We start from the raw sequence: 23,159 nt of genomic DNA, 5'->3' as shown, positions 1-23,159 counted from the left end.
CCGGGCTCAGCAGGTCAGCAGGCCCGCGTTCTGCTTGGCCGTCAGCACCCGCCGCAGGCTGTCGGACACCGCGCTGCGCAGAGCGGCGTCCTGCGGCATCCTGCTGAGCACCGCGGCGGTCATCGGCACGATGTCGCTCGGCTTGACGGTGAGCACCACATTGCCGCCCGCCTTGAGGAAGTCCACCGCCCGCTGTGCGGGCGTGCGGTCGCTGACCGCGACGGCCGCGCCCAGGTCGTCGGAGATGACCGCGCCTTGGAAGCCGAGCGAGCCGCGCAGCAGGCTGCGGATCACCGCGGAGGAGAAGGCCGCCTGGTTGTGCGGGTCGATCCTGGAGTAGATCGCGGACGACACCATCACGAAGGGCGTGCCGGCCTTGATCGCGCTGCGGAACGGCTCGAGGAAGGGGTCGGTGCGGGTGGTCGTCGAGTCGGTGACGCCGGCGCTGAAGTCGGTGTTGCCGGTCACCCGGCCGAGCCCGGGGAAGTGCTTGGCGGAGGTGATGACGCCGGCCTGGAGCATGCCGCGCAGGAAGGCGGTGCTGTGGGTGGCGACCGTCGAGGGGTCGGTGCCGTACTCGCGCTGCAACTTGCCGATCGGCGCGTTGACGTTGACCAGGTTCGGCGGGACGGTGTCGGCGACCGGCGCCAGGTTCATCGTCACCCCGGCGGCCTTCAACTGCTGCGCCCAGGTCTTCGCGTCCTTCTGCAGGGTGCTCGCGGAGAGCTTCCCCTGCTGCAGCGCAGACGGGATGGTGCTGAAGCCGGGGCCGCCGAGCACCTGCACCTTGCCGCCCTCCTGGTCGGTGGAGATCAGCATCCTGACGGTCGATCCCTTGACCGAGGGCACCAGTTTCCTGACCTGGTCGGTGACCTTCTTGATCCCCGCCGTGCCGGCGGTGGTGTGGCCCATGAGGAAGACCGAGCCGACCCGGCCGCCGGTGATCGCGGCGGCCTGCGCGCTGGTCATGCCGGAGCTGCTCACGGCGCTCATGAACAGCTGGCCGACCTGCTGGGCCTGGCTCATGGCGGAGGCGGTCCTGCTCACGCAACTCGCCGGCTTGGCGGTGGTCGGCTTGGGCGGCGGCACCGCCGTGGTCTGCGAGGCGGAGGGGGAGGCCGTCGTGGTGGTTCCGCTCGGCGAGCCGGGGGTGGTGGCGGGGGAGGAGCCAGGGGCGGTCGCCGAGGTGGTGCTGCCCGAGGAGTTCGAGCCGCCGTCGCCGCAGGCGGTCAGACCGGCGGTCGCGGTCGCCAGCAAGCCGAGTACGAGTCCGGCACCGCGGAGCCCGCCGGTGAGGGCGGCGCCGCGGGTGCCGCGTCGCGATCCGGCGCGGGCCCGCGCTCGGTACGGTGGCGGGGCTGCGGGAGAACGGGTCGGCTTGCGCACGGCGGGACCTCACACCTCATCGGTCGTACGGTAAGGGCCGGAAACAGCGGTCGTGTCTCCCTTGTCTTCCTGCCACCCGAGACACCAGTCATCTCATGTGAAGAAAAGAAACCCTCGTCAGTGGATCAGGATGCCCCCTGACGGCCCTGTTCCGCATCCCGGGAGCCTCGCGCGCCACCGTACGCACCGCCGCGGGTGCCGCCGCGCGCCCCGCCGTCGCGAATCGCCTCACGCACTGCCGTACGCACGGTGCTTGACGGTGCGCAAGGCCCGGGGTGAGCATGTGGGAGCGCTCCCACAGGCGGGCGGGCGGACGACGACTCCCGGTTGGCCGGCCGCCCGCCTGCGGGAGCGCGCTCCCCCCACCACGACCATCGCCCTCCCAGGAGGACGCGTGCCCATCTTCGGAAAACCGCCCGTGCGCGCCATCCGCCGCGCCCGGGCCGCGGCGGTCACCGCCGTCGCCGCCCTGCTGCCGCTGGTGATGGCGGCCACCGCGGGCGCGCCCGCGGCCCGCGCCGCCACCCCGGCCGCCGCCCCCGCCGCGGCCGGCGGCTACAACTACGCCGAGGCGCTCCAGGACTCGATGCTCTTCTACGAGTCCCAGCGCTCGGGCAAACTCCCCGCCGACAACCGCGTCACCTGGCGCGGCGACTCCGACCTCACCGACGGTGCCGACCACGGCCTCGACCTGACCGGCGGCTACCACGACGCCGGGGACGAGGTGAAGTTCGGCTTCCCGATGGCCTTTTCGATGACGATGCTCGGCTGGGGCGGCATCGACGAGGCGTCCGGCTACGCCAAGAGCAAGCAGGACACCTACCTGCTGCGCAATCTGCGCTGGGGCGACGACTGGCTGCTCAAGGCGCACCCGTCGGCCAACGTGCTCTACGGCCAGGTGGGCGACGGCGGCAGCGACCACTCCTTCTGGGGGCCGCCCGAGGTCAACCCCTCACCGCGTCCCTCGTTCAAGATCGACGCCTCCTGCCCCGGCTCCGACCTGGCGGGCGAGTCCGCCGCGGCACTGGCCTCCTCGTCCATGGTCTTCAAGGCGAGCGACCCGTCCTACGCCGCCACCCTGCTGACCAACGCCAAGCAGCTCTACACCTTCGCCGACACCTACCGCGGCACCTACGACAAGTGCATCACCGCCGCCCAGGGCTACTACAACTCGTGGAGCGGCTACTGGGACGAGCTGGTGTGGGGCGCGCTGTGGCTCTACCGGGCCACCGGCGACAGCACCTACCTGGCCAAGGCGGAGACGTACTACGCCCAGCTGCCCAAGATGAACCAGACCACCACCCCCGAGTACAACTGGACGCTGGCCTGGGACGACAAGTCCTACGGCGACTACGTGCTGCTCGCGGAACTCACCGGCAAGCAGACCTACATCAACGACGCCGAACGCTGGCTCGACTGGTGGACGACCGGGGTGAACGGCCAGAAGGTCACCTACTCGCCCGGCGGTGAGGCCTTCCTCGACACCTGGGGATCGCTGCGCTACTCCTCCAACACCGCCTACGCGGCACTGCAGTTCGCGGACTGGCTGGGTGCGCAGGGCAAGGACGCGGCGAAGGCGCAGACCTACCACGACTTCGGTGTGCGGCAGATCGACTACGTCCTCGGCGACAATCCGGCCAAGGAGAGCTACGAGATCGGCTTCACCAACTCGGGCAAGAACACCAAGTGGCCGCAGAACCCGCACAGCAGGGCCGCGCACGGCTCCTGGTCGCAGTCGATGACCGAGCCGGCCGCGACGCGTCACCTGGACTACGGCCTGCTGGTCGGCGGACCCGGCTCGGCGGACGACGGATTCTCCGACGAGCGCTCCAACTACGGTGAGACCGAAGGCGCGCTGGACTACAACGCGGGCTTCTCGGGAGCGCTCGCCGCGCTCGCCGACGAGTACGGTGGCACACCGCTGGCCGACTTCCCGCCGAAGGAGACCCCCGACGGGCCCGAGGAGTTCCTCCAGGCCGCGGTCAACGCCGCGGGCACGAATTTCTACGAGATCAAGGCGCAGGTGGTCAACAAGTCCGGCTGGCCGGCCCGCCACCTCACGCACGGCAGCTTCCGCTACTACTTCACCATCCCCTCCGGCACCAGCCCGTCGCAGGTCAGCGTGACCTCGGCCTACAACCAGTGCCTGGCGCCGACCGGTCCGACCCTCCTGTCGGGCAACGTCTACTACGTCACGATCAGTTGCGAGGGCCAGGACATCGCGCCCGCGGGGCAGTCGCCCTTCCACCGCGAGGTGCAGTTCCGGCTGAACTTCCCCGGGGCGCACGACCCGACCGGCGACTGGTCCTACCAGGGGGTGTCCACGGTGCCCGGCTCCACACCGGTCACCGTCAGCCGCATGGTGCTCTACGACGGCTCCACCGCGGTCTGGGGCACCCCGCCCAGCGGCTCAGGCACCACCGACCCGCCGCCCTCGACGCCGCCGGGCGCTCCGGGTACGCCCACCGCGTCGGCGGTCACCGGCACCTCGGTCACCCTGCACTGGACCGCGGCCACCGCGGGCAGCCTGCCGCTCGCGGGCTACCAGGTCTACGCCGACCGGGGCGCGGGGCCGGTGCTGGTCGGGACCACGACCGCCACCAGCCTGGTCGTCAGCGGGCTGACGGCGGGCACGGCGTACGCGTTCACCGTGAAGGCGATCGACACCGCGGGCACCGCCTCCGCGGCCTCACCCGCGGTGACGGTGACCACGACGGGTACCACGCCGGGTGGCGGCGCGGCCTGCACGGCCGTCTACAAGGTGACGAACGCCTGGTCGGGCGGTTTCCAGGCGGACGTCCTGGTCACCAACACCGGCAGTGCGGCGCTCAACGGCTGGACGCTGACCTTCACCTTCGGCGGCGACCAGAAGATCGGCAGCGGCTGGAACGGCACCTTCACCCAGAGCGGGCAGAAGGTGACGGTGACCAACCCGTCGTACGCGCCGTCACTCCCGGCCGGCGGCGCGATCGATCCCGGCTTCACCGGCACCTACAGCTCGAGCAACGCGGCGCCGACCGGCTTCGCGTTGAACGGCGTCAGCTGCACGTAGCGCCCCCGGTGTGCGGGAGGGGGAGCCGGCCGGCTCCCCCTCCCACACACCCCCTGGCCTCCCCGGCCCGGGGAGGCCAGGGCCGGCTCAGCCGGCGGGCAGGTCGGCCAAGCGGCGCGCCAGGTAGCGGCGTTCGGCCTCGGTCGGGGCCAGGCCCAGGGCCTCGCGGTAGGCCGCAGCGGCCTCCCGCGGCCGGTCGAGCCGCCGCAGCAGGTCCGCCCGGGTGGCGGGCAGCAGGTGGTATCCGGCCAGCTCACCACCGTCGGCGACGGCCTCGACCAGCCGGAGCCCGGCCCGCGGCCCGTCGGCCATCGCGACGGCCACCGCCCGGTTCAGCTCCACCACGGGACCCGGCGACATCCGGGCCAGCTCGCCGTACAGCAGCGCGATCTGCGGCCAGTCGGTGCCCGCCGCGTCCGCGGCCTCCGCGTGGCAGGCCGCGATGGCGGCCTGCACCTGGTAGGGGCCGGGCCGCCGGGAGGTGAGCGCCGCCTCCAGGACGGCGGTGCCCTCGGCGATCCGCCGCCGGTCCCAGCGGCCGCGGTCCTGCTCCTCCAGCGGCACCAGATCGCCGTCCGCGTCGGTCCTGGCCGCGTGCCGCGCGTCGTGCAGCAGCATCAGGGCCAGCAGCCCCGCCGGTTCCGGTTCCTCCGGCAGCAGCGCGGCGAGCAGCCGGGCCAGCCGGATCGCCTCCGCGGTGACCCTGCGCTGGTCGGGGCCCGCGGCCCCCGGTGCGTAACCGGCGTTGAACAGCAGGTAGAGGATGGCGAGCACCGCCGCGGTGCGCTCCGGCAGCAGTTCCGGCGGCGGCACCCGGAAGGGGATGCCGGCGTTCTTGATCTTGTTCTTGGCCCGGGTCAGCCGTTGGGCCATCGTCCCCTCGGGCACCAGGAAGGCCCGTGCGATCTCGGCGGTGCCCAGCCCGGTCAGGGTGCGCAGGGTCAGCGCGACCTGTGCGGGCAGCGGGAGTGCCGGGTGGCAGCAGGTGAAGATGAGCCGCAGCCGGTCGTCGGGCAGCGCGTCGTCCCGCGACGGCTCGTCCTGCGGCCCGGTCGGCGGCGGCTCCGGGGCGAGGCGTGCGGCCTCGCGCAGCTTGACGCTCTCGTTGGCCGCCCGGCGCAGCCGGTCCAGCGCCCGGTTGCGGGCCGTGGTGGTCAGCCACGCGCCTGGGCGGCGCGGTACACCGTCCCGCGGCCAGCGCTCCAGCGCCCGCTCGAACGCGTCCTGCGCGCACTCCTCCGCCAGGTCCCAGTCCCCGGTCTGCCGGATGACCGCCGCCACGACCCGGCCCCACTCCTGGGACCAGGCCGTGGCGACGGCTTCCTTCACCGCGTCGCGCACCGGTGCCTCACTCCGTCCAGAACGGCCGCACCTCGACCATGCCGAACTTCGCCACCGGGTGCTTGGCCGCGATCTCGATGGCCTCGTCCAGGTCGGCGCAGTCGATGATGTCGAAGCCGGCCATCTGCTCCTTGGTCTCGGCGTACGGCCCGTCGGTGAGCAACCGGGCGCCGTTCCTGACCCGTACGGTCGTGGCGTCCTCGGCAGGGCGGGTCCTGTTGCCGTCGAGCCGGACGCGCCTGCGGGTCATCTCCTCGACCCAGGGCTCGGCGTCCAGGTCCTCGGGGGTGGCGCCCGGGAAGCCGTCGGCGGTCTCACTGCAGATCAGCAGCAGGTACTTCATGGCACATCTCCTCGTCCGTCTCCTCGCCGGGAAATTCTGCCCGGTCATCCATACGACGATCGGCGGGCCCGCGGATGTACACCCCGCGGCGGATCCGCCAAAGTTTTTCCGCGACCCGGCCGGGGCGGCCTTCAGCCGACCCAGGCGCGGGTGCTGCGGCGCTGTGCGAAGAGGGTGCCCGCGATACCCGTGAGCAGGGCCGCGGCCACCGGCAGCGGCAGCTCGCGGCCCACGTGCCCGATCAGCGCGGCCCCTGCCAGCGCGCCGAGGAAGAGCGCGGCAGCCGACAGCAGCCTGGTCCCCGCCCTGGCGTCCGACCCGCCCGCGAGGCGTCCGTCCGCGGCCACCCCGGTGATCGTCCCGGTCAGCACCGTGGTGCTCAGGTCGGGCACGCCGAGCCGCCGCACCACCGCGTTCTGCCCACCCATCGCCAGGGCGAGCAGTACGACAAGCCCCACCCGCCACCCCCCGGCCGCCGGCAGGTCGGCCACCGAGGCGAGCACCCAGGCGGCGACCACCAGCACGACCTGCCCGGCGCTCACCGCCAGCAGCAGCCGCCCGCGGTGCCCCGGCACCCGGTGGGTGAGCCGGCCGCCCAGCACTGCCCCCACGGCGAACGCGGCCAGCGACATCACGGACGCGGTCACCGAGAAACCGCTCGCCCCTGCCAGCGAGAAGCCCATGAAGACCACGTTGCCGGTCATGTTGGCGACGAAGACATGGCCGAGCACCAGATAGCTGAAGGAGTCCACCAGTCCGGTGACCAGCGTCAGGGCGAGCAGCAGCGGCGGCAGCGGGCCATGCGGGCCGGCCAGGTCGGGAACGACGGTGGCGCGGGCCTCGCGGACGACGGGATGCACGGCTGACGACCTCCGGTGGGCGTACCCGGGCGGGTACGGGACAGACGTACCCACCAGGGCTGGGATACCTCCCAGGCAAAGCTCCCGGAGGACCTGACGCACCATCGTGCCCGGTCGGACCTACCGGGCGCGGCAGCCGCGCGAGGGAAGCCGGCCGATGTGAGACTTCGACACGGAGGTGCCCCGATGGACGGATCCGCTGCGGGTCCCGCCGGCGGGACCGGCGACACGATCACCACGGATGTGCCGGCCCGCCTCGACCGGCTCCCCTGGTCACGCTGGCACTGGATGATCGTGATCGGCCTCGGTACGGTCTGGATCCTCGACGGGCTCGAAGTGACCACCGTCGGCAACATCGCCGGGCGGATCGCGGAGGACGGCAGCGGCCTGGCCGTCAGCGCCGCCCAGATCACCGGCATCGCCGCCGCGCTCTACGTGGCGGGCGCCTGCGCGGGCGCACTGTTCTTCGGCTGGCTGACCGACCGCTTCGGGCGCAAGAAGCTTTTCATGATCACGCTCGCGGTGTACCTGAGCGCCACCGCGATGACCGCGCTGTCCTTCCAGCCCTGGTGGTTCTTCACCTTCCGCTTCCTGACCGGCTTCGGCATCGGCGGCGAGTACGCGGCCATCAACTCCGCCATCGACGAGCTGATCCCGTCCCGCTTCCGCGGCCGGGTCGACCTGATCATCAACGGCAGCTACTGGCTGGGCGCGATCGGCGGCTCGCTGCTGTCGATCGTCATGCTGAACACCGGCATCTTCCCCAAGGACGTCGGCTGGCGGCTCACCTTCGCGCTCGGCGTGGTGCTCGGCCTGGTGATCATGCTGGTACGCCGCCACGTGCCGGAGAGCCCGCGCTGGCAGTTCATCCACGGCCACGGCGACGAGGCGAACGAGCTGGTCGGCAAGGTCGAGAAGGAGATCGAGGAGGAGAAGCACGAGCGGCTGCCCGAGCCGAAGACGAAGATCACCATCCACCAGCGGACCAGCGTCGGCTTCGGGATGATCGCCAGGACCGTCTTCACCCGCTACCCCAGGCGCGCGGTGCTGAGCCTGTCCCTCTTCATCGGGCAGGCGTTCCTCTACAACGCCATCACCTTCGGCTTCGGCAACATCCTGACCACGTTCTTCGGCGTGTCGACCGGGAAGACCGGCTATTACTTCGCGGTGATCGCGGCGGGCAACTTCCTCGGCCCGCTGCTGCTCGGCAAGCTCTTCGACACGCTGGGCCGGCGGATCATGATCTCCTCCACCTACCTGCTCTCCGGCCTGCTGCTCTTCGGCACCGCCTGGCTGTTCGACCGGGGTTCGCTCGACGCCACGACGATGACGGCGTGCTGGTGCGTGGTCCTCTTCTTCGCCTCCGCCGGGGCGAGCAGCGCGTACCTGACGGTCTCGGAGATCTTCCCGATGGAGACCCGGGCGATGGCCATCGCCTTCTTCTACGCGGTCGGCACCGCCGCGGGCGGCATCAGCGGACCGCTGGTCTTCGCCGACCTGACCAAGTCGGGTGTGGTCGGCGACACCGTGACGGCCTTCGTGATCGGCGCCTCGCTGATGTGCGCCGGGGGCCTGGTCGCGGCGTTCCTCGCGATCAAGGCCGAGCGCAGGTCGCTCGAGGACATCGCCACCCCGCTGTCGCAGGCCGCCCCCGCGGAGGCGGCACCGGCCGGCGGCAATTCCTGAACCCGCGCGGGGGCACGCCCGCGGGCCCGCTGCGCGGTCTCTTGTGGGCGTCCCCCGCGCGTGTTAGTTTCACGGCCATTCGAGGGCTGTCGAATCAGTTCGACAGTTCCACCCGACGGTGACGACGAGGCCGGTCATGACGGTGACGATCGCGGATGTCGCGCGACACGCGGGCGTGTCGCGCAGCACGGTGTCATACGTGCTCAGCGGCAACCGCACCATCTCGCCCGAGACCATCAAGCGGGTCGAACGCAGCATCGCGGACCTGGGTTTCCGGCCGCATGCCGGTGCGCGCTCGATCCGCACCCGCCGCACCGGCGTGGTCGCCATGGCGCTGCCGATGGTGCACGGCCCGCACAACCAGGTGCAGATGCCCTACGTCTGGGCGGCCCTGACCGCCGCCCAGGACAGCGGCCTCAAGGTGCTGATGCTCACCGACGACGACGGCGAGGCCGCGATCAGGGACGCGGTCGCCAGCGCCCTGGTCGACGGGGTGATGCTGATGGAGGTGCAGCGCCGGGATCCGCGGATCCCGCTGCTCACCGAACTGGGGTGCCCCGCGGTGCTGGTCGGCACCCCCGACGACCCGCACGGCCTGCCGCGGGTTGACTTCGACTTCGCGTTGGCCGCCAGGGCCTGCGCGGACCACCTGCACGACGCGGGGCACACCGCGGTCGGCTACCTCGGGCAGCCGCCCGAGGCGTTCGGCCGGGACGTCGCGTACGCGGTGCACGCCAGGGAATCCGTACTGGCCGCACTGGAGTCACGCGGCCAGCACACCGTGTGGGCGGCCTGCGACCCGACACCCGCCGGGGTGGTCAGGGCACTGGACGACCTGCTGGCCAGGCAGCCGGACCTGACGGCGCTGATCGTCTACAACGAACGGGTCCTGCCGCTGGTCAGGGACCGGCTGGCCGGCCTCGGCCACCGCGTCCCCGACGACATCTCGCTCATCGCGATCTGCCCCGACGACGAGGCGGAACGCTGCGACCCGCCGCTGACCTCGGTGTCGCTGCCCGCCGAGGAACTGGCCAGGGCGGCGGTCCGCAGCCTGGCCCGGCGGATCGAGGGGGAGGGGCTGCCGGCCGAGACGCTGCTGGCGCCGGCCTTGAAGATCCGGTCGAGCACCGGCCCGCGGCGCGGCCCCACCGGCGGAGAACCCCGCCCGGCCGGTAGCTGAGAACACGTCGGGGGGTCCGCGCACGGCGCGGACCCGGCTGCCCGACCTCCACTGTCGAATCAATTCGAATGTGCGGCGGCACCACTGCCACCGCTGCCTCCGGGCGCCCGCGCCCCCCGGGCGCCCCGACCACATCCCCGTACCGAACGGTGAAAGGCACGTCATCATGAGCCGCTTGCTTCGCACCTCCCGCCCGTCCCGCCCCGCCGCGAGACCCGGCACCCCGGCCGCACTCGTCGTCGCCGCGGCGCTCGCCCTGGCCGCCTGCGGCACCGGCGCGAATTCCGGCGGTTCCGGCGGCGCGCCGGACACCCTCACCGAGATCGACTACTACGACGCCGCCCCGCAGAACACCCAGCTGCCGCGGATCCTCGACGCCTGCGGTGCCAAGGCCGGGGTCACGATCAAGCACCAGCAGGTGCCGCGCGCCCAGTTCATGCCCAAGCTGCTCCAGCAGGCCTCCGCCCGCTCGCTGCCCGACCTGGCGCTGATCGACAACCCCGACCTCCAGCAGCTCGCCGCCACCGGCGGCCTGGTCCCGCTGTCCAAGGCGGGGCTGAGCACCGAAGGGCTCTACCCCTCGATCGTGCAGGCCGGCCGGTATCAGGGCGAGGCCTACGGCATAGCCCCCGGGGTCAACGGCCTGGCGCTCTACTACAACACCGACCTGTTCACGCAGGCGGGGCTCAAGCCGCCCACCACCTGGGAGGAGTTGAAAGCCGACGCCAAGAAGCTCACCCGGGGCCCGCGCCACGGCCTGGCCTTCAGCGCGGTCGGCACCGAGGAGGGCACCTTCCAGTTCGAGCCGTTCTTCTGGACGGCCGGCGCGAACCTGGAGAAGCTGGACTCCCCGCAGGCGGTGCAGGCGCTCACCTTGTGGAAGGACCTGGTCGGTTCGGGCTCGGCGTCCAAGTCCGTGGTGACCTGGACCCAGGCCGACGTCAACGACCAGTTCATGGCGGGGAACGCGGCCATGATGGTCAACGGCCCCTGGCAACTGCCCACCCTCAAGGCCGACAAGAAGCTGCACTTCGGCGTGGTGCCCATCCCGGTCCCCGGCCCCGGCGCCAAGCCCGTCACCCCCCTGGGCGGCGAGGTCTGGACGGTCGGGCACAGCAATCCCGCCCGCGAGGCCAAAGCCCTCGCCGTGGTCAAGTGCCTGCTCGGCCAGGACGAGAGCGCCACCTGGTCCAAGGACGCCGGCTACATCCCCAGCGACCGGCAGGCCGCGGCGCGGCTTGCCGCCGGCGACCCGCAAATGGCGGCCTTCGTGGCCGAGGTCGGTACCGCGAGGGCCAGGACCACGGAACTGGGCACCGCCTATCCCAAGGTCAGCCAGGCCCTCGCCGACGCCATCCAGGCGGCGCTCGCCGGCGGCACCAGCCCGAAGTCGGCGCTGTCGCAGGCCCAGAGCGCGGCGAAGAACTGACCGCGGCCCCGACCCGATCACGTACCAGACGGGAAGCGCACCATGTCCACCACCGTTCAGGGCAGGCCCGCCGCGATGACGGCGGCCGCCCCTCCGGCCCGGCGCGGCCGCGGCCCGGCGTCGGCCCGCTGGACGGCCGTCGCCTTCGTCACCCCCGCGTGGCTCTACGTCGCCTGCTTCTACCTCTACCCCCTGGCCGCAAGCATCCGCATGGGCTTCCAGGACTACACCGTCTCGTCGTTCTACACGGGGGTGGCGCCCTATGTCGGCTGGGACAACTACAGCAAGGTCTTCCACGACACCCACTTCGGCCGCACGGTGCTCAACACCGTGCTGTTCACGGCGGGTTCGCTGGTCTTCCAGTTCGCCGCCGGGCTCGCGCTCGCGGTCTTCTTCAACCGGAGGTTCCCGCTCGGCGGCCCGCTGCGCTCGCTGCTGCTGGTGCCGTGGCTGCTGCCGCTGGTGGTGTCGGGAACCGCCTGGCGGTGGATCCTCGACACCGACTCCGGGGTGCTCAACCACGTCCTGCTGCAACTCCACCTGATCGGCCACCCGGTGCCCTGGCTCGCCAGCACCCATGACTCGCTGATCGCGGTGACGCTGGTCAACATCTGGGTCGGCATCCCGTTCAACATGGTGATCCTCTACGGCGGCCTGCAGAGCATCCCGGGGGAGCTGTACGAGGCCGCCTGCCTTGACGGCGCGGGCGGCTGGCAGCGCTTCCGGCACATCACCCTGCCGCTGCTGCGGCCGGTCACCGCCGTGGTGCTCACCCTCGGCCTGATCTACACCGTGAAGGTCTTCGACGTGATCATGATCCTCACCCAGGGCGGTCCCGCGGGCTCCTCGCAGACGCTGACCACCTTCGCGTACAACCTGTCCTTCCAGCAGCTGGAGTTCGGCCGCGGCGCGGCGGTGGGCAACCTGCTCATCGGTGTCGCGGTGGTCTTCGCCGTGGTCCACCTGCGGGTCACCCGAGAGCAGCGGCAGGCCGGCCGATGAGCGCGGCGGCACCCCGGCGGACCGGCCGGGACCACGGGCGGCCAGGGCCCGGCAGGAGGACCGGGGGAGCGTACACCGCGGTCGCGCTGCTGATCCTCGCGGTGATGCTCTTCCCGCTGTACTGGATGCTGAACGCCTCGCTGCTGCCGTCCACGGAACTGGTCAGGAGCTCACCGGCCTGGATACCGGTGCACGGCACCCTCCAGGGTTACCGCAGGGCGCTCTCCAGCCAGGGCAGCCATCTGCTGGTCAGCCTCGGAGTGTCGGCCGGCACGGTCGTACTGGTGCTGCTGATCGCCATTCCCGCCGCCTACGGCCTGGCCCGCCTGCGGGCCCCCGGCGGACGCCTGCTGACCTTCACCCTCCTGATCGCCCAGATGATCCCCGGCGTGGTGATGGCCGACTCCTTCTACACCGCGGCCGACAAGCTGCGGCTGCTGGACTCGCCGCTCGCCCTGGTCCTGGCGGACTCGACGCTGTGCGTGCCCTTCGCCGTGCTGATCCTCCAGAGCGCGATGCGCGGGGTGCCGGAGGAACTCAGCGAGGCCGCGGTGCTCGACGGGGCGTCACGGCTGCGCACCCTGCTGTCGGTGATCCTGCCGGTCAGCAGGAACGCGGTGGTCACCGCGAGCCTGTTCTCCTTCCTCTTCGCCTGGGCCGACTTCCTGTTCGCGGTGACCCTGACCACCAGGGACGACCGGGCGCCGGTCACCGTCGGCATCTACCGCTTCATCGGCGCGCACCTGAGCGACTGGAACAGCGTGATGGCCACCGGGATCATCGCGTCGCTGCCCGCGGCCGTCCTGCTGGTCGTCGCCCAGCGCTACGTCGCCGCAGGCGTCACCAGCGGCGCGGTCAAGGACTGAGCGCCGCAGGTCCCGCGCTCCCGTAACCCCGCACCACGAACCGAGGAGAATGACCTTGCCGTCCGCGTTCACCCAGCTCCCGAACCTCCTGCGGTGGCGACACGGTCACCACGTGCTGGAGATCCAGCCGTGGGGGCCCGACAGCGTCCGGGTGCGGGCCGGACTCCACCGGATCACCGACGGGCTGCCGGGTGCGCTCGACCCCGAACCCGCCGCGCACGCCGACGCCGCGATCGAGGTCCACGACAGCCACGCCGTGCTCGCCAACGGGCTGCTGCGGATCACCGTCGGCGCGGCCGACGGCCTGGTCACCGCGACCCGCACCGACACCGGCGAGGAGCTGCTGCGCGAGGAGCCGCCGCACTTCTGGTGGCCCGGCGCCCGGCACTTCGAGTCGGTGGGTGGCGGCCTGCACCGCATCGAGCAGCGGTTCGCCGCATACGACGGCGAGCGCGTCCACGGCCTGGGACAGCACGGCCACGGCCGCTTCGACCAAAAGGGCACGGTGCTCGAACTCCAGCAGCGCAACGGGGAGGTGTCCATCCCGTTCGCGGTCTCCAGCCGCGGCTACGGCTTCCTGTGGAACAACCCCGCGGTGGGCCGGGTGGAATTCGCGCTGAACGGCACCCGCTGGGTCGCCGACCGGGCCAGGCAGCTCGACTACTGGCTCACCGCGGGCCGCACCCCCGCCGACATCCTCGGCCACTACGCCGGCGCCACCGGCCGCGCCCCGGCCTTCCCGCACTGGGCGTCCGGCCTGTGGCAGAGCAAGCTGCGCTACCGCAACCAGGCCGAAGTCCTCGACGTGGCCCGCGAGTACGCCCGCCGCGGCCTGCCGCTCTCGGTGATCGTCATCGACTACCTGCACTGGCGCAACCTCGGCGACTGGGACTTCGACCGCCGCGACTGGCCCGACCCGCGCGGCATGGTCGAGGAGCTGCGCGAGATGGGCGTGGAGGTGGCGGTCTCGGTCTGGCCCTCGGTGAGCCCGCTGTCCGAGGGCTACGCGCAACTGCGGGACGCGGGGCAGCTGGTGGCCACCTACAGCGGGGCGACCGTGCACGCCGACTGGCCCGACACCGAGGAGGCGCCCGAGGGCATCGGCGTCGCCTTCTACGACGCCACCGACCCGGCGGCCAGGGCCGCCCTGTGGGACCGCCTCCAGGAGAACTACTACAAGCTGGGCATCCGCGCCTTCTGGCTGGACGCCTGCGAACCCGAGATGCGCCCGGGCCACCCCCACAACCTCGACTACGCGGCGGGCAGCGGCTCCGAGGTGGCCAACCTCTACCCGCGCGAGCACGCCCGCGGCATCCACGAACACCTCACCGCCCAGGGCGAGACCGAGGTGCTGTCGCTGGTCAGGTCGGCCTGGGCCGGGTCGCAGCGCTACGGCGCCGCGCTGTGGTCGGGCGACATCCCCGCGACCTTCGGGGCGCTCGCCGACTCGGTGCGGGCCGGGCTCAACGTCGCGATGAGCGGCATCCCGTGGTGGACCACCGACATCGGCGGCTTCCACGGCGGCGACCCGGACGACGAGGACCACCGCGAACTGATGGTGCGCTGGTTCCAGTTCGCCGCCTTCTGCCCGCTGCTGCGGCTGCACGGCCACCGCGAGCCGCGGGTCTTCCACGGGCCGATCGGCGTCGGCGGCGGCCCCAACGAGATCTGGTCGTACGGCGAGCGGGCGCAGTCCGCGATGACCGCCGCTCTGCGGCTCAGGACGCGCCTGCGGCCCTACCTGCACGAGCAGCTGGCGGCGGGCCGTGCCGAAGGGCTGCCGCTGATCCGCCCTCTGCTGCTGGAATTCCCCGCCGACGAGGCCGGCTGGGACGTCGACGACCAGTTCCTGTGCGGCCGGGACCTGCTGGTGGCCCCGGTCGTCCGGCAGGGCGCCACCGAGCGCCGCGTCCACCTGCCGGCCGGCGCCGAGTGGCGGGACCTCGCCACCGGCGCCGTCCACCCCGGCGGGCGGTCGGTGACCGCCGCCGCCCCGCTGGACATCGTCCCGCTCTTCCTCCGCGACCACGCAGATCCCTTCACCCCCCTCAGGGAGAAACGATGAAACGCTTCACGACAAGGAAGTCCGCCGCCCGTACCGGATGGCGCCCCTGGACGCTGCCGGTGGCGGCCGCGCTCGGCGCCGCCGCCCTGGCGGCGGCCACCCTCAGCCCGGCGCCCGCGGCGGCCGCCGACTCCGAGGTCGGCATCGACCTGGCCGCCCAGGGCGCGGCCCCCACCGCTGTCGGCTCCGGCTTCCTCTACGGCCTCAGCCAGGACGGCTCCGCGCCCTCCGACGACCTGCTCCAGCCGCTCAAGCCCGCGCTCTTCCGCGGCGGCGGCGCCCGGATCGCCGGCGGCGGCTGGCTCGGCGACGGCTACACCGCGGGACCCGGCTACCGGATACGGATCGGCTCGGCGCTCTCGCAGGCCCGCCGGGTCACGGCCGCGCCCTACCACGCCGCCTACCACCTGCTGGTCTCCGACGTGTGGGGCGCGGACACCACCCAGCCGGCGAACACCGTCTACCCCTGCGACAACGGCGACTGCTCCAACTGGGCCGCTTTCATCGACCGGATGGTCGCCGACGTGCAGGCCTCAGGAGTGCCGGTCGCGTACGACATCTGGAACGAGCCCGACGGCACCGGCTTCTGGCAGCGGGGTGTCAACAGCCCGCAGTACTACCGCATGTGGGACACCGCGGTCCGGGAGATCCGCAGGCTCGCGCCGTCCGCGCGGATCGTCGGCCCCTCCTACAGCGGCTACAACCACGGCTGGCTGGACTCCTGGCTCGGGCAGGCCAAGGCGGACGGCACCCTGCCCGACGTGCTCAACTGGCATTTCGGCAGCGACCCCGCGGCCGACGCGGCCGACGCGCGCGCCCTGGAGTCCGCGCACGGCATCTCCCCGCTGCCGCTGACCATCAACGAGTACCTCTTCTCGCAGCAGCAGAACTCCGCCTACACCGCCTGGTTCCTCGACCGGCTCTCCGCCTCCGGCGTCACCGCCGCGGCGCACGCCATCTGGTCGGACTGCTGCGGCGCCGGCACGCTGGACTCGCTGCTGGCCGGCGGCCGCCGCACCGGGCAGTGGTGGGTCTACCAGGCGTACGCGCGGCTCGGCGGCCGGCTGCTCGCCACCACCGGCAGCGGCGGTGTCACCGTCGCCGCGGGCTCCGATCCGGCGGCCCGCCAGGTGCTGGCGCTGCTCGGCAACAACTCGGGCCAGGGCGGCACCACCACGGTCACCGTCCGCAACCTGTCCGCGGCCTCCTGGCTGATCCACAACGGCGCCGTGCACGCCACCGTCCAGCGCATCCCCGACCAGAGCCCGCTGGACGCCCCCGTCACCGTCTTCGACGGCGACCTGACCCCCGACGGCGGCACCCTGCACGTCCCGGTGAACCGCACCAGCGGCTCCGACGCCTACACCGTCGCCCTCACCCCCGGCAACGGCAGCAGCGGGCCGGTCGACCCGACGGTGGTGGTCGACGGCACCGTCACCGACACCTCGCAGGCCGACCACTTCGGCTACGGCGCCGACTGGGGCGTCACCACGGGCGTCGCCGACATGTACCAGCAGACCGCCGACTGGTCCTACACCGGGGGCGCGGTCGCGACCTTCTCCTTCCGCGGCACCCGGGTCGCGCTGCACGCGGTACGCGACACCGACCAGGGCATCATGTCGCTGTCCCTGGACGGGGGCTCACCGGTCACCGTCGACGACTACGCGGCAGGCCGCAACGCGTCGGGCGTGGTGTGGACCAGCCCGCAGCTGGCCGCGGGGCCGCACACGCTGACGATCACCAACACCGGGCAGCGCAACCCCGCGAGCGGCGGGACCAACATCGCCCTCGACCGGGCCGACGTCACCCCGTCCTGACCCCGTACCCACCGCACGGGTCGGCCGGACCTCCCGCTGGGGGGGTCCGGCCGATCGGCGTGCGCGGGGTCAGTCCTCGGCCAGCAGCCCCGAGCGGAGCCGGGCGACGACCCGGCTGAGCAGCCGCGAGACGTGCATCTGCGAGCAGCCCAGCTCCTCGCCGATCTGCGCCTGGGTCAGCTCCTCGCCGAACCGCAGCCGCAGCAGCAGCCGGTCGCGCTCCGGCAGCTTCCCGATCAGCGGGGCCAGGGTGTGGAAGTCCTCGAAGAGGTCGAGCGCCGGGTCGCACTCGCCGACGGTGTCGCCGAGCGAGCGGCCCTCACCCTCGCTGTCGCTGTCGCTGTACGGCAGGTCGATGGAGCCCGCGGTGTAGCCGTTGGCGGCCACCAGGCCCTCGATGACCTCCTCCTGCGACAGCTCCATGTGCGCGGCCAGCTCCGCGACGGTCGGGTCGCGGTCCAGCCGCAGCGACAGGGTCTCCTTGGCCTTGCTCAGGTCGACCCGCAGCTCCTGGAGCCGCCGCGGCACGTGCACCGCCCAGGTGGTGTCGCGGAAGAAGCGCTTCATCTCCCCGACGATGTACGGCACCGCGAAGGTGGTGAACTCCGTCTCGCGGGACAGGTCGAAGCGGTCGATCGCCTTGATCAGGCCGATCGTGCCGACCTGCACGATCTCCTCGTGGTCGGTGGCCGGCCGGTTGCGGTAGCGGCCGGCGGCGAAGTGCACGAGCGACAGGTTCATCTCGATCAGGGTGCCGCGGGCATAGCTGTAGGCCGCGGTGCCCTCCTCCAGTTCCTGGAGGCGGTCGAAGAAGAGCCGGGAGAGCATCCGCGCGTCCTGCGGCGCCACCGCCGAGGCGTCGTCGATCAACGGCAGCCCGCCGGTGGCGGCTTCGGGCCCGCTCGGCCACCGCGCGTCCTGCGCCGCGGTGAGCGTCGCCGCGGCCGACCTGTCCGTGCTCTCAAACTGCTCCACCATTGCGGTCACGTCATCGCCTCGCCCTCGTACGACTGGTGCCGGGCTGCTTCCCCGGCAGCGCTGACCTATGCATCCGGCTTACCCGCCAGCTTGCCGGGCAACCACCGCAGCTGGGCGGCTTGCTGGTGCGGCCCCCCGCCCTCGTGGCCGTTGAAGTCGTAGACCTCGATCGCCTTGTCCTGGCCGGCGTAGGCGTTGAAGGCGGCGAAGACGGTGGACGGCGGGCAGGTCTCGTCCTCCAGCGCGGTCGAGAACAGGGCGGGTGCCCGGCCGCGGGCGGCGAAGTGCACGCCGTCGAAGTACGCCAGGGTGTCGAGTGCCCGTGCCTTGCGGTCGCGGTGGACCGAGAGGTAGGTGCCCACCTCGCGGTAGGGCAGCGTGTCGGTGAGGGAGATCGCCCGCGGGAAGTCGCACAGGAACGGCACGTCAGGGGCGATCGCCGCCAGGTCGGGCACCAGGCCGCCGACCGCGATCGTGATGCCGCCGCCCTGGCTGACGCCCGCCGCGACCGTGCGCGACGCGTCGACCAGCGGGTGGGAGCGGGCCGCCTCCACCGCGCGCACCGCGTCGGTGAACACCCTGCGGTAGTAGAAGTCGTAGGGGTCCTCGATGCCGCGGGTCAGGAAACCGGGGGTGGCGGGGCCGCTGCCGACCGGGTCCTCGGTGTCGCCGACCGACCAGTTGGCGCCCTGGCCGCGGGTGTCCATCACAAAGTGCGCGTAGCCCGCCGACGCCCACAGCAGATGGGTGTGCGCGAGGCCGCGGCCGCCGCCGTAGCCGATGAACTCCACCACAACCGGCAGCGGCTCGGTCGTGCCCGCGGGGACGGTGAACCAGCCCTTGACCGGGTGGCCGCCGAAGCCGGCGAAGGTCACGTCGTAGGTGTCCAGGGTCGTCAGTCCCGTCTGCACGCGCTCGAAGGCGGCGGCGAGGTCGTACTGCCGCGCCTGGCCGAGGGTGTCGGTCCAGAACTGGTCGAAGTCCGCGGGCTCCACCGAACTGCTGCGACGGTCGCGGAGCTGGTCGAGCGGCAGGTCGAAGAGGGCCATCGGAGTCCTTCGCGGTCGGGCGGTGGTCGATCAATGACACCGTACGTCCTGGCGAGCCGCTCAGAAAGCCCTTTCTTAACCGGTTGATCCGGCGCCCGCGCGAAAGGACGGCCGGACGGATACCGCGCGGCGTGCCGCGGGATCCGTCCGGCCGTCCCGGTCGTGCGCAAACGCGAGGAATGGGGGGATGGTCAGCGCTTGGTGTCGCCTTCGCCGGCGGGCCGGCCTCGGCCCGGGTCGGTCGTGCAGCCGCCCTTGCGGCAGTTCACGTCGGGGCAGGACATGGTGGTCACCTCTTCTCTGCGCGGTCTCTGTTGGCTGCGAGGTCGTCGGGTACACAGTCGAAGAGCAGCTTGTCGACCCGCCTGCCGTGCCACAGGGCGGCGTTCCGCAACCGCCCGGCGGCCCGGAAGCCGGCCTTGGGATAGGCGTTCACCGCGCGGATGTGGGGCGCCGGCACCTGGAGCCACACCGAGCTCAGCGAGGCGATCGTGAACGCCCACTCGAGGGTGAGCGCGGTGGCTTCCGCCGCGTAGCCCCGGCCGCGCTGCTCCGGGGCGATCACCAGGGTGAACTCGGCGCTGTTGACGGACTGGTCGACACTCAGGGCGGTGCTCCCCACCGGGGTGCCGCCCGGTGCGGTGATCACTTCGAAGAGCTGGTAGTGAGAGGAAGTGTGGGCGGTGCGGAAGCGCGCGCGGAAGACCTCCCAGGACACCGGCCAGCGGGCGCCGAAGCCGACGACAGTCGCCGGGTCCGTCTCCCACCGGTGGTATTCCTGCATCATCTCTTCCCTCGCCAGTGCCAACGCCAACCGTGTCCCGGCGCGCAGCGGGACGGGTGCGGTCGGTGGGGTGTTGGTCATCACGTTCTGTCTCTCCTACGTGTGCCCGGCTTCGGCCGTCGCAGCCGTCCATAAAGCGTCATTCCGCTCGCGGCCGGACCGGGGCAGATCCGCGGTATTGCCGCCGGGGCGGCGCGCATGTGCTTCAGGAATACGCCCCCGCAGGTCGCAGACCGCGACCGGTCGTCGCCGCGGGTGAGCCCGTCCGGCCCCAACCGTCGCTTCGATAGGCTGACATCCCATCAGTCATCCTTGGACATAAGGGAGAGGTAAATGAGCGGCGCAGGGGACTACAACGCGCAGATCGTGGCCGAATTCCGTGCCAACCACGGCAAGGTCGGAGGGAATTTCGAGGGAGCCCCGCTGCTCCTGCTGCACAGCATCGGAGCGCGCACCGGGCGGAAGTTCGTCAAGCCGATGATGTACCTGCGCGACGGTGACCGCTATCTGGTGTTCGCCTCCAAGGGCGGCGCCCCCGAGAACCCCGCCTGGTACCACAACCTGGTGGCGAACCCCGACGTCGAGATCGAGGTCGGCGACGAGACCGTGGCGGTCCGCGCCGAGGTGCTGACCGGTGAGGAGCGGGACCGCAAGTACGCCGAGCAGGCCGCCCTCTACCCGGGCTTCGCGGACTACCAGAGCAAGACCACCCGGGTCATCCCGGTCGTCGCGCTGGTTCCGGACCCCTCCGGGCGGTAGACCGCCGCGGATCGGGGGAAGGCAAGGGGGACGAACGCGTCGAGGACGGGAGAGGGTGCCGGTGAAGGTCGGGCTGCTGACCCGGGAGTATCCGCCGGATGTCTACGGCGGTGCCGGGGTGCACGTGGAGTTCCTGGCACGGGAGTTGCGCGAACTCGTCGATGTGGAGGTGCACTGCTGGGGCGAGGCGGCCACCGAGGGCGGCGTGGTCAGACACCGGGCGCCCACCTCGCTCGACGGCGCCAACGACGCGCTGCGCACCCTCTCCGTCGACCTCGCCATGGCCGCCGCCGTGCAGGGCCGCGACCTGGTGCACTCCCACACCTGGTACGCCAACATGGCCGGGCACATCGGCAAGCTCCTGCACGGGATACCGCACATCCTCACCGCCCACTCGCTGGAGCCGCTGCGGCCCTGGAAGGCCGAGCAGCTGGGCGGCGGCTACGCCGTGTCCGGCTGGGCCGAGCGCACCGCGATGGAGTCCGCCGACGCGGTGGTCGCGGTCTCCGACGGGATGCGCCGGGACATCCTCGGCTGCTACCCGGAGCTGACCCCCGAGCGCGTCCACGTCATCCGCAACGGCATCGACACCGCCGCCTACCGCCCCGACGAGCGCACCGACGTGCTCGGCAGGATCGGGATCGACCCCGACCGCCCCTACGTGGTCTTCGTCGGCCGGATCACCCGGCAGAAGGGCGTGCCCCACCTGCTGCGGGCCGCCAGGCACCTCGACCCGGCGGTGCAGCTGGTGTTGTGCGCGGGTGCGCCCGACACACCAGCCCTGGACCGGGAGTTCCGCGGTCTTTTCGACGAGCTGAACGCGGTGCGCGACGGGGTGCATTGGATCCCGGCGATGCTGCCGCGCCCCGCCGTGGTCCAACTCCTCACCCACGCGGCGGCCTTCGCCTGCCCCTCGGTCTACGAACCGCTGGGCATCGTCAACCTGGAGGCGATGGCCTGCGGCACCGCCGTGGTCGCCTCGTCGGTCGGCGGCATCCCCGAGGTCGTCGACGACGGCCGCACCGGGCTGCTGGTGCCCTACGACGAGGAGAACCCGGCCGACTTCGAGGCGGGACTCGCCGCCGCGCTGAACCGGCTCGTCGCGGACCCGGCGCAGGCCGCCGCCTTCGGCGCCGCGGGACGGGAGCGCGCGGTGCGGGAGTTCGGCTGGGACACCGTCGCCCGCCGTACGGTCGCGCTTTACGAGAAAGTGCTCGCCGCCGGGTAGACAGCCGGGCGGAAGGTGGTGCGAATGCGCGGTTCGGGGCACAGGTACAGCACGGCCGCGGGACGGTTCGGCAGGCGGCAGGGTGGGACACGACCCAAGGGGGACGTCTATGCGCGGTGGACCTTCGGTGCTTGGCATAGTGCTGGCGGGCGGCGCGGGCAAGCGGCTGATGCCGCTCACCGCCGACCGGGCGAAACCGGCGGTGACCTTCGGCGGCACGTACCGGCTGGTGGACTTCGTCCTGTCCAACCTGGTCAACGGCGGCATGATGCGGATCTGCGTGCTGACCCAGTACAAGTCGCACTCCCTCGACCGGCACGTGACCACGACCTGGCGGATGTCCAGCCTGCTGGGCAACTACGTCACACCGGTGCCCGCCCAGCAGCGGCTCGGCCCGCGGTGGTACCTGGGCAGCGCCGACGCGATCCTCCAGTCCCTCAACCTGGTGCATGACGAGCAGCCCGACTACATCGCGGTCTTCGGCGCCGACCACGTCTACCGGATGGACCCGCGGCAGATGCTGGCCCAGCACCTGGAGCACGGCGCGGGGGTCACGGTCGCGGGCATCAAGGTGCCGCGCAGCGAGTCCGCGGGCTTCGGGGTGATCACACCCGCCGCGGACGGCATCGGGGTGGAGCGGTTCCTGGAGAAGCCCGCGGACCCGCCGGGGCTGCCGGGCGACCCGGCGCACGTCTTCGCTTCGATGGGCAACTACCTGTTCACCACCAAGACGCTGATCGACGCCCTGCACGAGGACGCCGAGGACCCGCAGTCCGTGCACGACATGGGCGGCAGCATCCTGCCCAGGCTCACCGCGGCGGGCGTCGCGCAGGTCTACGACTTCGACACCAACCACGTGCCGGGCGAGACCGCCCGCGACCACGGCTACTGGCGGGACGTCGGCACCCTGGACGCCTACTACGACGCCCACATGGACCTGATCTCCGACCAGCCCGCCTTCAGCCTCTACAACCGGCGCTGGCCGATCTACACCCACCCCGGCCAGCTGCCGCCCGCCAAGATCGCGGCGGGCGGCATCGTGGGGGAGTCGGTGGTCAGCCCCGGCTGCGTGATCCGCGGCCAGGTCACCCGCTCGGTGCTGTCGCCCGGGGTGGTGGTGGACGCCGGCGCCGTGGTGCAGGGCTCCGTGCTGCACGACAACGTGCGCGTCGGGCGCGGCGCGATCGTCCGCGGCGCGGTGCTCGACAAGAACGTGGACGTGCCGCCCGGTGCCACGATCGGCGTGAACCCCGACCGCGACCGTGAGCTGTACACGGTATCCGCGGCCGGGGTCATCGCCCTGGGCAAGGCCCAGCTGGTCACATGACGAGCCC

Annotated in this window: 18 protein-coding genes; 11 read left to right on the top strand and 7 right to left on the bottom strand. The window is 72.1% G+C overall.

The features are described from left to right. Window positions 1-6 precede the first annotated feature (6 nt). On the bottom strand, window positions 7-1,257 hold the full coding sequence (locus tag ACGFMP_RS10145; protein ID WP_393671573.1) for a glycoside hydrolase family 3 N-terminal domain-containing protein: 1,251 nt from the start codon (window positions 1,255-1,257) through the stop codon (window positions 7-9). Between the two features lie 523 nt (window positions 1,258-1,780). On the opposite strand from ACGFMP_RS10145, the gene ACGFMP_RS10140 reads away from it, so the two are divergent. Next, a complete protein-coding gene (locus tag ACGFMP_RS10140; RefSeq protein ID WP_393671572.1) occupies window positions 1,781-4,438 on the top strand; it encodes a glycoside hydrolase family 9 protein in 2,658 nt (885 codons plus the stop codon). Between the two features lie 87 nt (window positions 4,439-4,525). Here ACGFMP_RS10140 and ACGFMP_RS10135 read toward each other — a convergent pair whose 3' ends face one another. From ACGFMP_RS10135 to ACGFMP_RS10125, 3 genes are all read right to left on the bottom strand, one after another. Beyond that, window positions 4,526-5,779, bottom strand: coding sequence for an RNA polymerase sigma factor (locus ACGFMP_RS10135; protein ID WP_393671571.1), 1,254 nt, complete (start codon window positions 5,777-5,779; stop codon window positions 4,526-4,528). A 7-nt stretch (window positions 5,780-5,786) separates the two neighbouring features. Next, window positions 5,787-6,122, bottom strand: coding sequence for a YciI family protein (locus ACGFMP_RS10130; protein WP_393671570.1), 336 nt, complete (start codon window positions 6,120-6,122; stop codon window positions 5,787-5,789). A 131-nt stretch (window positions 6,123-6,253) separates the two neighbouring features. After that, window positions 6,254-6,982 carry a YoaK family protein gene (locus ACGFMP_RS10125; protein ID WP_393671569.1) on the bottom strand — a complete coding sequence of 243 codons (729 nt, stop codon included), beginning with the start codon at window positions 6,980-6,982 and terminating at the stop codon, window positions 6,254-6,256. Between the two features lie 186 nt (window positions 6,983-7,168). Between ACGFMP_RS10125 and ACGFMP_RS10120 the strand changes: the two genes are divergently transcribed. The 7 genes from ACGFMP_RS10120 (at window position 7,169) to ACGFMP_RS10090 (ending at window position 17,027) form a co-directional block, all read left to right on the top strand. After that, the gene (locus ACGFMP_RS10120; RefSeq protein ID WP_393671568.1) at window positions 7,169-8,668 is read left to right on the top strand and encodes an MFS transporter; all 1,500 of its coding nucleotides are present in this window, start codon (window positions 7,169-7,171) and stop codon (window positions 8,666-8,668) included. Window positions 8,669-8,804: 136 nt separating this feature from the next. Further along, window positions 8,805-9,848 (top strand): LacI family DNA-binding transcriptional regulator, encoded by a 1,044-nt coding sequence (locus ACGFMP_RS10115; protein WP_393671567.1) that lies wholly within the window; start codon window positions 8,805-8,807, stop codon window positions 9,846-9,848. Window positions 9,849-10,014: 166 nt separating this feature from the next. Continuing rightward, window positions 10,015-11,277 (top strand): extracellular solute-binding protein, encoded by a 1,263-nt coding sequence (locus ACGFMP_RS10110; protein ID WP_393671566.1) that lies wholly within the window; start codon window positions 10,015-10,017, stop codon window positions 11,275-11,277. A 42-nt stretch (window positions 11,278-11,319) separates the two neighbouring features. Then, a complete protein-coding gene (locus tag ACGFMP_RS10105; protein WP_393671565.1) occupies window positions 11,320-12,279 on the top strand; it encodes a carbohydrate ABC transporter permease in 960 nt (319 codons plus the stop codon). Between the two features lie 104 nt (window positions 12,280-12,383). Beyond that, a complete protein-coding gene (locus tag ACGFMP_RS10100; protein ID WP_393672130.1) occupies window positions 12,384-13,145 on the top strand; it encodes a carbohydrate ABC transporter permease in 762 nt (253 codons plus the stop codon). A gap of 49 nt (window positions 13,146-13,194) precedes the next feature. Beyond that, window positions 13,195-15,210: a TIM-barrel domain-containing protein gene (locus tag ACGFMP_RS10095; protein WP_393671564.1), complete on the top strand. Its 2,016-nt coding sequence runs from the start codon at window positions 13,195-13,197 to the stop codon at window positions 15,208-15,210. Continuing rightward, window positions 15,207-17,027 carry a beta-xylosidase gene (locus ACGFMP_RS10090; RefSeq protein ID WP_393671563.1) on the top strand — a complete coding sequence of 607 codons (1,821 nt, stop codon included), beginning with the start codon at window positions 15,207-15,209 and terminating at the stop codon, window positions 17,025-17,027. Before ACGFMP_RS10095 ends, ACGFMP_RS10090 begins: the two co-directional genes overlap by 4 nt. Before the next feature lie 69 nt (window positions 17,028-17,096). Here ACGFMP_RS10090 and ACGFMP_RS10085 read toward each other — a convergent pair whose 3' ends face one another. The 3 genes from ACGFMP_RS10085 to ACGFMP_RS10075 all read right to left on the bottom strand — a co-directional run bounded on the left by ACGFMP_RS10085 (window position 17,097) and on the right by ACGFMP_RS10075 (window position 19,919). Further along, window positions 17,097-18,005 (bottom strand): SigB/SigF/SigG family RNA polymerase sigma factor, encoded by a 909-nt coding sequence (locus ACGFMP_RS10085; RefSeq protein ID WP_393671561.1) that lies wholly within the window; start codon window positions 18,003-18,005, stop codon window positions 17,097-17,099. Window positions 18,006-18,070: 65 nt separating this feature from the next. Further along, window positions 18,071-19,054 carry an acetylxylan esterase gene (locus tag ACGFMP_RS10080; protein WP_393671560.1) on the bottom strand — a complete coding sequence of 328 codons (984 nt, stop codon included), beginning with the start codon at window positions 19,052-19,054 and terminating at the stop codon, window positions 18,071-18,073. Window positions 19,055-19,343: 289 nt separating this feature from the next. Next, complete coding sequence (locus ACGFMP_RS10075) at window positions 19,344-19,919, bottom strand: GNAT family N-acetyltransferase (protein WP_393671559.1); 576 nt, start codon at window positions 19,917-19,919, stop codon at window positions 19,344-19,346. A 252-nt stretch (window positions 19,920-20,171) separates the two neighbouring features. On the opposite strand from ACGFMP_RS10075, the gene ACGFMP_RS10070 reads away from it, so the two are divergent. The 3 genes from ACGFMP_RS10070 (at window position 20,172) to glgC (ending at window position 23,152) form a co-directional block, all read left to right on the top strand. Further along, a complete protein-coding gene (locus ACGFMP_RS10070; protein WP_393671558.1) occupies window positions 20,172-20,597 on the top strand; it encodes a nitroreductase family deazaflavin-dependent oxidoreductase in 426 nt (141 codons plus the stop codon). Between the two features lie 61 nt (window positions 20,598-20,658). Next, window positions 20,659-21,825, top strand: coding sequence for a glycogen synthase (gene glgA / locus ACGFMP_RS10065; protein WP_393672128.1), 1,167 nt, complete (start codon window positions 20,659-20,661; stop codon window positions 21,823-21,825). 109 nt (window positions 21,826-21,934) lie between these two features. Next, a complete protein-coding gene (gene glgC, locus ACGFMP_RS10060; protein ID WP_393671557.1) occupies window positions 21,935-23,152 on the top strand; it encodes a glucose-1-phosphate adenylyltransferase in 1,218 nt (405 codons plus the stop codon). Window positions 23,153-23,159: the final 7 nt, after the last annotated feature.

The organism is Streptomyces sp. NPDC049040, assembly GCF_043197715.1.
Taxonomy (GTDB): domain Bacteria; phylum Actinomycetota; class Actinomycetes; order Streptomycetales; family Streptomycetaceae; genus Actinacidiphila.
Note: the sequence above shows the minus strand (reverse complement) of the source record. Positions and strands in the feature narration are given on the sequence as shown.